10 protein-coding genes are annotated in these 13,287 nt (G+C 54.5%); 1 reads left to right on the top strand and 9 read right to left on the bottom strand.

Annotated elements, in window-relative coordinates:
- The first annotated feature begins 16 nt into the window (after positions 1 to 16).
- A complete protein-coding gene (locus EYC79_RS07630; protein WP_113175529.1) occupies positions 17 to 967 on the top strand; it encodes a LysR family transcriptional regulator in 951 nt (316 codons plus the stop codon).
- 9 nt (positions 968 to 976) lie between these two features.
- Here the strand turns inward: EYC79_RS07630 and EYC79_RS07625 are convergent, their stop codons facing one another.
- From EYC79_RS07625 to EYC79_RS07585, 9 genes are all read right to left on the bottom strand, one after another.
- Positions 977 to 2,056, bottom strand: a complete 1,080-nt coding sequence (locus EYC79_RS07625; protein ID WP_113175528.1) for a serine hydrolase domain-containing protein — start codon at positions 2,054 to 2,056, stop codon at positions 977 to 979.
- 35 nt (positions 2,057 to 2,091) lie between these two features.
- Positions 2,092 to 3,081, bottom strand: coding sequence for an ABC transporter ATP-binding protein (locus tag EYC79_RS07620; RefSeq protein WP_113175527.1), 990 nt, complete (start codon positions 3,079 to 3,081; stop codon positions 2,092 to 2,094).
- Positions 3,078 to 4,052 carry an ABC transporter ATP-binding protein gene (locus EYC79_RS07615; RefSeq protein WP_113175526.1) on the bottom strand — a complete coding sequence of 325 codons (975 nt, stop codon included), beginning with the start codon at positions 4,050 to 4,052 and terminating at the stop codon, positions 3,078 to 3,080. The genes EYC79_RS07620 and EYC79_RS07615 overlap by 4 nt, the downstream gene beginning before the upstream one ends.
- Positions 4,049 to 4,936, bottom strand: coding sequence for an ABC transporter permease (locus EYC79_RS07610; protein WP_113175525.1), 888 nt, complete (start codon positions 4,934 to 4,936; stop codon positions 4,049 to 4,051). Before EYC79_RS07610 ends, EYC79_RS07615 begins: the two co-directional genes overlap by 4 nt.
- A 13-nt stretch (positions 4,937 to 4,949) precedes the next feature.
- A complete protein-coding gene (locus tag EYC79_RS07605) occupies positions 4,950 to 5,921 on the bottom strand; it encodes an ABC transporter permease (RefSeq protein WP_162734144.1) in 972 nt (323 codons plus the stop codon).
- Positions 5,922 to 6,071: 150 nt separating this feature from the next.
- Entirely contained in the window at positions 6,072 to 7,628 is a 1,557-nt protein-coding gene (locus EYC79_RS07600) for an ABC transporter substrate-binding protein (RefSeq protein ID WP_113175523.1), read from the bottom strand.
- A 343-nt stretch (positions 7,629 to 7,971) separates the two neighbouring features.
- Entirely contained in the window at positions 7,972 to 9,222 is a 1,251-nt protein-coding gene (locus EYC79_RS07595) for an ATP-binding protein (RefSeq protein ID WP_245495216.1), read from the bottom strand.
- A 315-nt stretch (positions 9,223 to 9,537) separates the two neighbouring features.
- Entirely contained in the window at positions 9,538 to 10,476 is a 939-nt protein-coding gene (locus EYC79_RS07590) for a hypothetical protein (RefSeq protein ID WP_130977581.1), read from the bottom strand.
- 548 nt (positions 10,477 to 11,024) lie between these two features.
- Positions 11,025 to 13,286 (bottom strand): KGGVGR-motif variant AAA ATPase, encoded by a 2,262-nt coding sequence (locus tag EYC79_RS07585; protein ID WP_280956450.1) that lies wholly within the window; start codon positions 13,284 to 13,286, stop codon positions 11,025 to 11,027.
- Position 13,287: the final 1 nt, after the last annotated feature.

Below are 13,287 nucleotides of genomic sequence, written 5' to 3'. Positions count from 1 at the left end.
AACGGACAGTGTTGCCATGCAGCGGTTTCAATTGGGGTCGGTCGATCTCAATCTTTTGAAAGTCATTTATGCTCTGGTCGTCAAAGGCAACATGACGGCAGCAGGAGAATATATCGGCCTTTCCCAACCCGCCATGAGCCACGCCTTGAAGCGGGTGCGCGCTGTAACGGGCGATGAATTATTCAAAAAGACCTCCGGCGGTTTCGTGATGACGCGATTTTGCACCGAGATTTTCCCCGCAGTGCGACGCATTATCGAAGACACAGAAACCGTCATGCTGCAGCGGTTGGCATTTGAGCCCGCGACATCCCATCGTGCTTTCAGAATCGGTATGAACGACTATTTTTCCGTGGTCCTCATGCCACGGCTTGTAGAGCGTGTACGCTCCAAGGCGGAACATTGCGTTCTGGAAGTCATTCACATGCCGCGCACGGGTGTCGGTCATAACAGAAACTTTATGCCGGTGGTTCAGGAGCACCTCGATGAAGGGACAATCGATGTAGCCGTGATGACTGCGGAAAACTTTCCGGCTCGGTATCGCTGCGCTTCGCTCTTTACCGAGAGGCGCGTCTGCATCATGTCGGCAAACAATCCGGCAGCGAAAGATCTGCTGACGCTAGATGCATTACTGTCACTGGGCCATGTGAAGGTTACGTCGTCCCCAAGCCGTCGGGGCTGGATCGATGAACGACTGGATGCAATGGGGCTGGAGCGCCACGTCGTGGCAGTCGTCCCGCATTTTTCCGCTGCGGTTGCAATCGTCTCAAGAAGCAATCTCGTCGCCATGATGCCGGAAAGCGTTGCCAAGCTATTCGAACGCTCTCACGAATTGCTGCTCTTGGAATCGCCTTTCGCAGAGGAAAAGCAATCGACCAGCATGATCTGGCTTGCCGAAAAAGAGCGCGATCCGGCAAGCCTTTGGTTGCGTGAACAGATCTCCGCGTGTTTCTCGGACGACCTGCACTGATTTTCCCTCTTATCTGACGCTCAGCTTTGCCGCAATGAATTGGTCGACGACGCTCAGGAACTGCTCCATTGTGACTGCCGGCAGCTCTTCCTTGAAGCTTCCGTCATTGCGGGCAATAGCCAGATCATCCGGAATAGCGCGTCGGTTGACAAACACCATATCCAGCACAGGCATGCAGAGGATGAATTGTCCGAAATGCCCAGCGGCCACAAAGGCGCCTTCCCATTCGGGTGTGTCCTTCGTCACAACAGGAATCCACCACAGATAGCTGTAGCCGGCGATGCGGGATTTCTCGCTCTCGTTCATCTTGTCGGCGGGAACACGGATACGCGTGCTTTCGGCAACCCAGTCTGCCGGTATGATCTGCTCATCGCCCCAGCGACCGTTGCGCACCATCGCCAGACCCAGGCGCGCCATATCTCTGCCAGACAGGAAGAAATGGTAAGCGAGATAACGGGACGCACCGTCGTAGCCCATCATGCGCTGACGTGATGGATCGAAATCCTGAAGGCCCATTGGACCTGCGAAATCCTCTTCGAAAGCCTTGAAGACGCTACGACCGGTCAGCTGTTCGAAAGCCGCGCCGAGAACGTTGAAGTCCCAGTTGTTGTAGTGGAAATAGTCGCCGGGTTTTTTCGAGCCCCGCTCTGGAATGTTCTTCGTATTGCTGCCTGGGCTGCCGGGCCGATGATAGACGCCGGAGCTGCTGATCAGCAGATCACGCAGCCTCGCAGTCTTCTCGATCGGAAGAAGACCATGGTCTTCATCGATGTTCAAATCCGCCATCGTCAGATCGAGATCGATCTTGCCTTCGGCAACAGCCTTGCCGAAGAGCATTGAAAGGATGCTTTTTCTGGTCGATGCGAGATAGCTGACTTCGGACACATCGCCATAGGTGTAGAGCGCTTTGCCCCCGGCGACCGCCATGAAAGATGTCGTCGACAATGCGTCGAGCATAGCCTCGACTTTTTCTTTGACGTCGACACAGAGACCGTGCTCTTCAGGAGAAGTCACCTTGGCCCAGTCCTGAGCAGGAAAGTCCTGACTTGCGGTTTGTTGCTGGCGTTCCAGAGGTGCTGAAACAGACATGTTCGATCCTTTTAAGATTGTCGATTGTGGGAGGTTCAATCGTTGAGATGGCAGGCACTCTTGTGTCCCGAAGCGACGGTCATAAGTTCCGGTCTCTCCACACGGCACCGCTCCATCGCGAATGGACAGCGGGGATGGAAATGGCAGCCCGACGGCGGAGACAACGGGCTCGGAATCTCGCCCTCGATAGACGAAAAGCGCCGCTGTACCGGATCGAGAACAGGCCGCTCCTGAAGCAGCGCACGCGTATAGGGGTGGTTCGGATGCGCAAACAGCTCTGCCACCGGCGCCTCTTCCACCACACGCCCGAGATACATGACCACAACGCGGTCGGAGATGTGTTCGACCACAGAGAGATCGTGGCTGATGAACAGATAGGTGAGATCAAGCTGTTCTCGCAGATCAAGGAACAGGTTGAGGATCTGCGCCTGTACCGAGACATCCAGCGCTGCAACGGATTCGTCGCAGATCAGCATATCTGGCTGAACGGCGAGAGCTCGTGCAATGCCGATGCGCTGGCGTTGGCCGCCGCTGAACTGGTGTGGGAAACGGCTCGCCATGGATGGATCAAGCCCTGATCGCTCCATCTGCTGGCAGACATAATCATCCACCTCACGGGCGCTCGTCATTTTATGGTGCAGCGGCGCTGCCCCGATGATCTCGCGCACGCGCTGTCGCGGGTTCAATGATGACGATGGGTCCTGAAAGATCATCTGGACTTTCAGTCGTGCATCTTCTGCTGCCTTTCCATTTATTTCCGTCAGTTGCCTGCCCCGAAATAGGACCGAACCTTCGGAGGCTTGCAGCAACCCGGCCACCACGCGACCCAGCGTCGATTTTCCACAACCAGATTCACCGACGATGCCGACGACTTCGCGTTCTGCCACGGTGAGGCTGACATCATCCAGGGCCCGGACAACCGGATATGGAGCTTTCAGGCCCATCAGTTCCGCACCGCGTTCCACCACGCCGGACTTGCGGCTGAAACGCTTGCTGACATTGCGCACTTCCAACCGATTGCTCATGATGGCGCTCCTTCCATGACGGGGTGAAAACAACGAAGCAGACGCCGCTCGACCGGCTCAAGCGCCGGAGGACGAAGACAGATATCAGTGGCAAAGGCGCAGCGCGGGTGAAATGCACATCCCTTCGGCATGTTGGTCACAGAAGGTGTGGTCCCGGATATCTGCTTCAGCCGCTCACCCCGCTTGTTGTGCGCGGGCAGGCTTGCGATCAGACCGTTGGTGTAGGGATGCAGGGGACGTCTCAGCAGATCCCCGGTTGCGCCTTGCTCGACGATACGCCCCGCATACATGACCGACAATTTTTCGGCCAATCCAGCAACGACGGAGAGGTCATGGGTGACCCATATCAAGGCCATCCCTTTATCCCTCGCAAGATTCTGCACGATGGAAAGGATTTGCGCCTGGATCGTCACATCGAGTGCAGTCGTCGGCTCATCTGCGATGATCAAGTCTGGTGACATGAGAAGCGCGATAGCAATGGCCACGCGCTGTCGCATGCCACCGGAGAACTGGTGCGGATAGGAGTTCAGGCGCTCCTCCGGACTTGGTATGCCGACCATCCCCAAGGCATCGCGCGCACGTTCCCGCGCAACCTGTTTGCTGACGTTCTCGTGCGCATGCACGACTTCCATCATCTGCGTATCGATACGAAGCACGGGATTGAGCGTCGACATCGGGTCCTGAAAGATCATCGCAATACGATTGCCGCGGATGGACCGCAATTCTTGTTGCGACGCGCTTCGCAGGTCCCGTCCTTTGAATAGGATTTGGCCGCCTGTCACCTGTACCGGCTTGTCGAGCAGGCCCATGATGGAAAGCCCTGTCACGGATTTACCGGAGCCGGATTCTCCGACAAGGCCCATGACTTCGCCGGCGGCAAGGCTGAGGTTGATGTCGTCGATAAGTGTGACCCTACCCTCTTCGGTCACGACCTCGGTTTTCAAGCCTTTGATTTCAAGCATGGCACTCATCTCCGTGCAGCCTTCGGGTCCAGCAACTGGCGCAGGCGATCTCCGACAAGATTGATGGCAAAGATCGTGACCAGAAGTGCGATGCCGGGGAATAGAGCGATCCAGTACGTACCTGACAGCATGAATTCGTATCCGCTGGAAATCAGAAGCCCGAGGGACGGCTCGGTAACCGGGACACCGAGGCCGAGAAAGCTGAGCGTCGCTTCAAGCGTGATGGCACGAGCCACCTGCATGGTCAGGAGCACGACGAGGGGCGACAGACAGTTTGGCAGCAATTGGCGAAAAAGAATATTCCGGTGCGGCAGCCGTAAAGATCGGGCTGCCTCGACATATTCCCGGCGAAGTTCCGTCAATGCAGCGCCGCGTGCCGTGCGGGCATAGGTCGCCCATTCCACAAGAACAATGGCAAACACCACGTTGCCGACGCTCTTACCAAGGAGAGCGAGAATCAAAAGCGCGGACAGGATCGTCGGAAAGGAAAGCTGAAGGTCGACAAGCCGCATCATCGCGGTTTCAACCCTGCCGCCAACATAGGCAGCCGTTAGGCCGAACGCCGTGCCGATGATAAAGGCGAGCGCCGCCGAGCCAAGCCCCACGATCAGGCTTATCCGCAGACCATAGAAAATAGCCGACAGCATGTCGCGACCCTGATCGTCGGACCCGAACAGAAAGGTAAAGCCAGCCGAGGATTCCGTCCCGGGAGCCATGCGCCCGTCCATGATGTCGAGCTGCATTAAGTCATATGGATTTTGTGGCGACAGATATGGCGCAAACACCGCCATGAGAACGATCAGGAAAATCAGCAGAAGTCCTACCATCGCCAGAGGCGAGCGCGCGAACTGCCGCATGAATTGCAGACCTGTCCGAAGTTTCGAGGAGTTCATAACTGCTTGCACGTCACTCTCCCTGAAGCCGGATGCGTGGATCGAGCAGCCTGTAGGTGACGTCCACAACGAGGTTGATGATGACGAACATGATGACCACGAGCATGAGATAGGCGACGATGACGGGGCGATCGAGCGCGGCAATGCTGTCGATGATGATCTTGCCGACGCCCGGCCAGGCGAAGATGGTTTCGGTCACCACCGAGAACGCAATCGTTTGTCCGATATCCAGACCGACAACAGTGACAACCGGGATCATGACGTTTTTCAGCACATGGACGCTGAGGATGCGCCTTGGCGAGAGACCCTTGGCCCTTGCAAATCGTACATATTCGCTCGACATCGCCTCACGCACGCCAGCCTCCGTCAAACGTGTGACCATCGAGATGTTGAAAAGCGAGAGGCTGACGGCTGGCAACAGCATATGCCGCAGGCCATCCAGCGTCACGAAAGACCACGGTATGCCGAACAAGGTTACGGTTGCTCCGCGTCCAGAGCTCGGCAGCCAGCCCAGGTGGACGCTGAAGATCATGATGAGCAGGATCGCGATCCAAAAAATTGGCAAACTGAAGCCGAAGATCGAGCCGATCATGATGACGCGTGCAAACGGGCTTTCAGGCTTCCAGCCTGCGGCAAGTCCAAGCGGCACACCGACGATCAGCGACAGCAGGACAGCGGCAAAAGCCAGTTCCAGCGTTGCGGGCAAGCGAGACAGGATCAGCTCGACCGCAGGCTCCTTATAGACATAGCTGACGCCGAGATTGCCTTGCAGAAGCCCTTTCAGAAACAGGAAGAACTGCTCGTAAAGGGGCCGGTCGAGGCCGAGATCCGCGATCAGACGCAACCGGTCATCGTGGGTGGCTTCCGGCGGAAGCAAGGTCTCAATCGGGCTCCCGATCAAATGAAGACCGACGAATACGATCAGGGCCATCGCAAGAGCGACCAGGATCGCTTGCATCAGGCGCTGTATAGTCCATAGGGTCATGATACCCTCGTGTTATTGGTAAAGATACGACCACCCGCGTCAAAGGGGATGGTGTCGCAAGCGCAGTATGGCCGACATTTGCTCAAGCGGCTTCGCCACCGATTGCCGGAAGGTAAGGCTGGCGCAATGGCACCAGCCGCCTCGTGCGCTTTATTCGGAAACATCCTTGGCGAGAGTTCGCTCATCGATACGCGGGGCATAGTTGAGACCCTTGCGCAATACCCAGGCATTGCTCTGCTGATAGAGCGGGATGATGGCGCCATCGGTGACGGCAGCCTTGACGGCCTCGATGAGCGCCGCTTCGCGCGCCTTGTCGTCGTAGATCGTCATCGCCTTGGAAACGAGGTCGTCGAGCGCTGGATTGGAATAGCCACTATCATTGGCAGCACCCAAACCACGCTTTGGATTGACGGTGCCAAGGACGTTTACCAGCATCGAGCTTGCGTCATAGGTCGCGTTGCCGAGTCCGAGCAGCTTCATGGCAAATTCCGACTTGCGCGACGAGAAGGTCGTCCATGGGAGAGCCTCCACATTCGTCTTCACGCCTATTCGCGTCCACATCTGCGCCACCGCCTGAACCACCGCAGGTGCGTTGGGGTAGCGATCATTCGGCACATGAACCGTCAGCTGGAAGCCTTCGGGATATCCGGCGTCGGCCAGAAGCTTCTTGGCTCCCACAGCATCGGGCTTGGGCGGCTGAATATCGGGCGTGTAAGAAAACGCACCCTTGGGGAGCCACTGACCGGAGGCGGTTGCGGTGCCTTCCATGATCTTATCAACAATGCCTTCGCGATTGATCGCTTCGGAAAGAGCATTGCGAACACGTGGATCGGCCAACGGATTTTTATCCAGCGCCTCTCCCTTCGGGCCCTTCACAAAGCCCTTCCAGGCATCACCCGATGTCGACGGCGCAAGATAGATGACACGCAGGCCCGGCGTACTGACGAAGGAAAGATTGGCAGTCGTCTTGAAACGAGCAATATCGGTCGCGGCCGGTGCGTCGATGACATCGACATCGCCAGCCAAAGCAGCGGTCGTACGAGCGCTTGCGCTGGAAATCATACGGTAGGTTGCGTGATCCCAGGCAACTTTCTTGCCCCACCAGTTGGGATTGCGCTCAAGGCCAACTTCGATACCCTGCTTGAATGTCGTAAAGCGAAATGCGCCCGTGCCGATTGCTGCCCTACCGGAATTGTAATCGGCAGTGTCCGCGCCCTCACCCGCATGGCGCGACACGATGGCGATATTTGCAAGATCGCCCGGAAGCGTTGGTGCCGGAGCCTTGGTGTTGATGATGACAGCATTGTCGCCATCCGCCTCGACGCTCGCAATATTGCGCATGAAGCCGCCGAAGCCGCCTGGGCTGTTGGGTACGCTTCCAGCGCGACCGAGGGTGAACATCACGTCATCGGAGGTAAAAGGCTTGCCGTCGTGCCATTTCACGCCTTCCCGCAGGCTGAAACGCCACCTCGTTTCAGAAACGGTTTCCCACTTCGTCGCCAAGCCCTCGACCAGTTGACCCTCGGCGGTGCGCTCCGTCAGCCGATCAAAAATCTGCATGGCAATGGCGTTGTTGGGGGAGGCATTATAGAAGTGCGGATCAATTGACGTCACGGTTCCGCTTAGACCGATCGTCAAATCTTTCGCGATCACGGGTTGGGCGCCCAGGCCGATAAGGCTGGTCAGAAGAAGCACACCAGTTTTCATTGTCTCGTTCCCTTTTTTCGAACCTGGAATTGTCACAAGTTCGCTTCTTCTGATCCTCCAACGAAAACTCATATTTAACAAATGAATGTTTTTTGCCTACTTCATTCATGGAATGAATAACGTGGTTGTGGATTGTTCGCCTTCAATCCCGAACTTCCCTTATTCGAGAAATGCTGGATCCCTTTTGGAGGAAAGAGCACCTAGAGGAGGTGATGCACCAACACTGAAAATCTGACGAGGTAAGGGTGGGGCTAGAATGAAATTTATGCTTAGCTTCCAGTTCAGTCGACCAGATCGAGAAGGTTGGCATTGAAGGGAATCGAACTTAAATCCTGCCCTTACTTTAATCGCCCCAGAGACAAGATAGCGGTATCGCCGCAAGATTATCACCAAATGGCAGGATCTTGTTGCCGTCGTACAGCACCCAGCCTGCCTTGAAGGTGCGTCCCGTGGCCGCGGCTACTTTGCGTAAGCCTTTGAAATCTGCTGCGGTCACCGTTGCCGCGGCCTTGACTTTAAGTCCAACCATATTGCCAGCTTCGTCTTCGAGAAGGATATCTACTTCGTCCTGATCCTTATCCCGATAGTGATGGCAGGTTGATTGGACTTCGCTCCAGGTCGCAAGCCGGAGGATTTCGCCTGCGACAAACGTTTCCAGCAATGAACCAAATAGTCCTCGGTCACTTGAAATTCGATCGATCGTCATTCCGACAAACGAAGCTAAGAGACCGCTATCGAGAAACAGGAGCTTTGGTGTCTTAACAAGACGCTTCAAAGGGTTTCGAAACCAGGGCTCGATGCGACGAACTAGGAACAGCTGTTCGAAGAGTCCGATATATCGCCGGGCGGTCTTGTCATCGATGCCGACCTGGCCGGCCAATTGGGTGAAATTGAGCAACTGTCCCGAATGATGCGCGAGCGCCCGCAGAAGCTGCGGCATTTGGTCGAGGCGTTCGACATCGGCAATTTCGCGCACATCTCGTTCAACGATAGCTCGTATGTATTCTCTAGCCCATGCGGATCGACGGCGGGGATCGCCACGACCGACCATCTCAGGATATCCGCCGATGAGCACTCGCTCAATCAGATCGTTTCCGACCGTGGGATTGCGAGGCGCTATGACCGTTCCGGCAAAAGCGGAATCGAGGAAGTTTGACTGGTTGCGTCGAATTTCGGACTGAGCTAGCGGCAACAATGTAACGACTTCCATCCGCCCGGCCAGACTATCGGAAATCGTCGGGAGTGCGAGAATGTTTGCTGAGCCGGTTAACAAAAATCGCCCAGGCCGCCGATCGTTGTCTACAGCCTGTTTTATGGCACGCAGCAACTCCGGTGCACGCTGCACCTCGTCTATGATGGCGGTATCAATCTGACGAACGAAGCCGACTGGATCGGTCTTTGCTGATAGTAAGGTCGTTTCGTCATCTAACGTGAAATACGGACGATCTGTCTGGAGCAGGGTTCGAGCCAACGTCGTCTTGCCACACTGCCGCGGCCCGTTCACAAGTACGACTGGCGTATCTTCGAGCGCGACCCTAATTCGCTCGGCTGCGCCTCTCGGATAAAGCAGGTCAGACGAACTTTCCCCTTTCAATCTGTTTTTCCTCCTGATCGCTACCAAATTCTAGGATTGCCGATGCGTTCAGGCCGGAGTTTACATGCGTCCAATTCGGATTGCAACTTCGTCCAATCCGGAACTTACTGCCGTCCGTTTCGGAAAATTGATGGGAACGAGCCAGCTATCGAGAAGAGTGAGCGGAGGCGTGTTGGAGTGAGGATTTAAATCGTATTGCTCTTGACAGGATTCGAACCGCCGACCAACCACAGCATTTGCTAAGTTGTTGATTCATAGCAGTTAACGTGATCAAAATCCAATATAGCCCTTCCAACTCTTTTTTCGCCTAGAATACTATTTGGAAATTACAAACGTCTTTTTCCATCCAATCGACCGCCAGACGAGCGTAGCGAACGTAGGCTTCGAGGAAGCATCTACGAATGCTTCTTTCACCAGTCGGTCCCCATCCTCCGCATCCTCGGAAGATGAGCTGGCCGGATTCGAGGGGCCTACGGCAAGCCCACAAGGCGGAAGAGGCACAATCTCTAACACTTTTGCTAGACTTAGGCTGCTAGAAATTAGAAAGCGAGCTTGCGACAGCGTGCTCAATTCAAGTGACCTACGATGCGCCCATCTTTCGACTGATGCACCGCAGTCCATGATCGGGACGAAAACCCAATCTGGTTGATATTGGCGGATCAAATCGTCGGCAACCGGACGGGCTTGTAGGTCTTGACAGATAAGTATTATGCATCGGCCGAGACCATCGGTATCAATGACTGTAATGTCGTGCCCAGATGCGGTATCTTCGAAGATCTGTCCGTCACCAGGATCAGGCAGCCCATACCGCAAAGCTAGGTCACGGGTGATACCAGCTGGCCAGACTTTCCGTTGACGCCAAAGCTCTACGCCGAAGCCGTTTAGCACGCGCGCTTCATTCCAAGGTTGCTCGTCAATGGTCTGCCTAGTTTGACCACTACCGGAGATCACCATCCGATGGGATGTGCCCGATTCCAGAAGGTGCTCGGCTATTTTATCAGCATCCTCTTCTGAAACCACAAGTTCGGGGACTAGCACGATGTCGGATGTTGAGGATTTTGCTAAAGCACTGGTAATCCGTCCAGCAACATCAATCGAATTGCTCATCCGAAAATCGACAAAATCATTTCCGCCTCGGCGGATATGACTCTTACTAATATCAGGAGCATCCTCTGCAACTGGTATAAAAACTATTTTTTCGCTTCCCGCAGCCGCGGACGGCCTGACACCCCTCATCGCATCAGCAGGAATCAATGTGTGTCTTATCGCGATGCTTCTTCCCGCATGATCTAGGGTCTTACGAACAAGCTCTAGTGCACAAAATCGATCTGCGAGAGTGTCCGCGTTGTTGGCAATTGGTTGCCTCGATGAGCGGGACAAGGGACCCCTGGCAATCAAACGATGGGTGTCAGATTCGAAATAGGCTCCAAATACGGCTCGAGTTTCACGAGCATCCGAGAGCCACGAAGTTATGCGGCTATGAGGGCTACGGCTGGGTGTTCGGTGACCTGTTCTCGGATGAATGCTGTAAAATGTGTGATCAATCAGACGCATTATTGCCAGAACCTGGCCTCGATAATGCTGCAGACTTGACGCCGGCTTTTCCCAGGCGTGATATATTGAAGTGCAAGCACTCTTCTCATCGGCGATTGATAGAGCCATTCGAACGGCGTCTTCAAATGTTTGTCCCGGCAGGGCAGCTGTCGCACGCTCACTAGGTGTCCAGCTTTCAGCAGCAAGCCAAAGCGTCGCGAACAGCGCCGCGATCGAGCTATCTGACGGTTGTTGGGATAAGAAGTCCGTCATTCGGTGCGAGGCCGCTTGGGGCGGTTATGCGAAGGCACATCGATAGCAACACCTGAACCTTGAACAAGCTCAAGCAACTCCCTCACTTGTTCACGGACATCTCCTCTACTTCTATCGCTGACTGTATGCCTACGACGTTCCAAATTGGCATTGATCAGTAGCGCCAAATTTCTGATCTGGCGAAGAAGAGAATACGCGCGCTCGGTTCCAGAGGTAGAAAGCTGACGGGCAAACTGCGTAAGTATATCCAAAAATGCAATTGCAACTTTTGGCTGTCTTCCGTAGTAGTTTGCAAATTGTAGATGGCCTCGACGTTCATCACCGAACGAGGCATCAAGAAATCGATACGCCATCTCTCGATCGCCAGCTGCCAAGACGGCACGCGAGAGATCAATGAAGTGGATAATCAATGCGTTAGTGCCGCCGCTCCAACTGACCGCTCGCACAGCCTGAAGAGCATGGTCGGCCGCCTCTTCGATGGAGACCGTGTCATGACCTATACGTGCCAATCTGCTATGCAAATCGTACCGCAATCGGAGTAATTCAGTACGAAAGCTCGAAGCGTGGGATGGATTTGCCAAAAGCTTATCAATTCCGCTTCGATATTCTCGAACACTCTTTGTGTAATTTTCTTGCTGTTGAAAAATATCTCCGCGAATAACTGACATTTCTACATCAGCCGATAATATTTCCTCGAATTGCTCAACAGGCAATTTGAGATTTGAAGCGACTTCTTTAAATTCTTTGATCAGTCTATTAAGATCACCTAAAGTCTGATTGGCTGTGTCGATTTCGTTTTCGTTTGCGTAAAGCCTTGCAGCCCTTCGTCTATTTGCGATGCGTTGCAATCTGCTGGACACTGTGGTTCCCGCAGAAAGGAGACCATCGAGCTCTTCAAGAAGCGCGAGTTCTTCATTCGGCTCCAGATAGGGGTTTAGATCTGACAAGCACCGCTCTAAGGCAGATATCAGCAGAATTTTCCACTTCTCTGGACGCTGCGCCGTTAAATCGCGGAGAAGGTCGATTGCACGATTGAGCATCTCGAGGGCTTCGAATGGGCTATCCGAATAGTCGGTCAGTCCAACCGCTGTCTCTACCAGTGCGGATACGTAGTCATCATCCAGGTCGGCTCCGTCGATCTCATCCTCGAACGCGCTTTCAATAAGTCTCGAAAGCTCGTCGACCGCGCGACTTGGTTCACTGGATTTGAGGTGCAGAACATAGTCGATGGTTGCGTGGGTTGGCTGCAGGCGCCGCTGGACGCTTTCCATCCAATCAGGATCAAAGTCCGGTATTTGCAACTCAACATTCAGGAGCTGTGTCGCTAGGCGCAAGTAATTTAAGGTCAAGTAGTCCAGAGAGGGGTCCGCGGCTAGAAATGGAGCCAGCGTTTCATAGTATGGCAATTCTAACGCAGTATTGACTGAAAGTTGCTTAAAATCATCTGCCAGAGCTTCTGCGGAAAACCCCCCAATTTTCGTGAGTTGAAGTTGGGCACGAGCTTGGGCGTCTGTCTCTAACGAGGCTCCCACACCTCCCGACCGTAGTCGCATTGGCACCGCACGCAGATCAACTTGGTTGTCACGCTTAGCACGGATCGCAGATGCAACCTTGGCGACGCCATCGATGTTTTGTCGATTTAGAACAAAGCAAAGCGCTACGCTATCAGGCATTTGCATCGTGCATATGCCTGCCACATCCGCCATACCTGTTCTGCTATCGATAAAAATGAAATCATAGTTGCGCTTTGCCCAGTCACGAAGACTTTGCAATAGCGCTCCGCCTGCATAGCTCTCGAAAAACTCGGGCCAAGAAAAATGCGCCAACGCGTCCTCGTAGGGCAGAGGATCTTTGTCGCCAATAAGCGGGCTACCGGCTCCGACGTAGTCCAGCACCCCGCGCTCGTTAACGCCGTCCCATTCTGCAACAGACTGGACGAATTCGGTGAATGGCTGTCCGTTTCCGATTTGCTCGAACAGATGATCGGTTTGCTTCTGTGTTTTGCTCCCCCCGATCAATGAACGCCATTTCCAGATCAGATTGAGTATTCCTGGAGCTTCCTTGAGCTGCTTAAGCTCGGTACCCTCCATCAGGCCTCGAAAATAATATGGCAGACCTGGCGCTTCCAAGTCCCAGTCCATAACAAGAACACGATATCCATTTTGAGACGCTAAGAAGGCCACATTGGCGAGAGCCATTGTACGCCCAACCCCGCCTTTGAATGAATAAAAGCTTATTATTCGGCCGTCACCTTCCACG

The sequence above is a fragment of the Agrobacterium cavarae genome (assembly GCF_004310285.1).
GTDB classification, from domain to species: domain Bacteria; phylum Pseudomonadota; class Alphaproteobacteria; order Rhizobiales; family Rhizobiaceae; genus Agrobacterium; species Agrobacterium cavarae.
Note: the sequence above shows the minus strand (reverse complement) of the source record. Positions and strands in the feature narration are given on the sequence as shown.

Coding starts and splice junctions, on each gene's coding strand:
- EYC79_RS07620 (WP_113175527.1), bottom strand. CDS start 3,081: ATGAGCAATCGGTTGGAAGTGCGCAATGTCAGCAAGCGTTTCAGCCGC.
- EYC79_RS07625 (WP_113175528.1), bottom strand. CDS start 2,056: ATGTCTGTTTCAGCACCTCTGGAACGCCAGCAACAAACCGCAAGTCAG.
- EYC79_RS07605 (WP_162734144.1), bottom strand. CDS start 5,921: ATGACCCTATGGACTATACAGCGCCTGATGCAAGCGATCCTGGTCGCT.
- EYC79_RS07630 (WP_113175529.1), top strand. CDS start 17: ATGCAGCGGTTTCAATTGGGGTCGGTCGATCTCAATCTTTTGAAAGTC.
- EYC79_RS07600 (WP_113175523.1), bottom strand. CDS start 7,628: ATGAAAACTGGTGTGCTTCTTCTGACCAGCCTTATCGGCCTGGGCGCC.
- EYC79_RS07615 (WP_113175526.1), bottom strand. CDS start 4,052: ATGAGTGCCATGCTTGAAATCAAAGGCTTGAAAACCGAGGTCGTGACC.
- EYC79_RS07610 (WP_113175525.1), bottom strand. CDS start 4,936: ATGAACTCCTCGAAACTTCGGACAGGTCTGCAATTCATGCGGCAGTTC.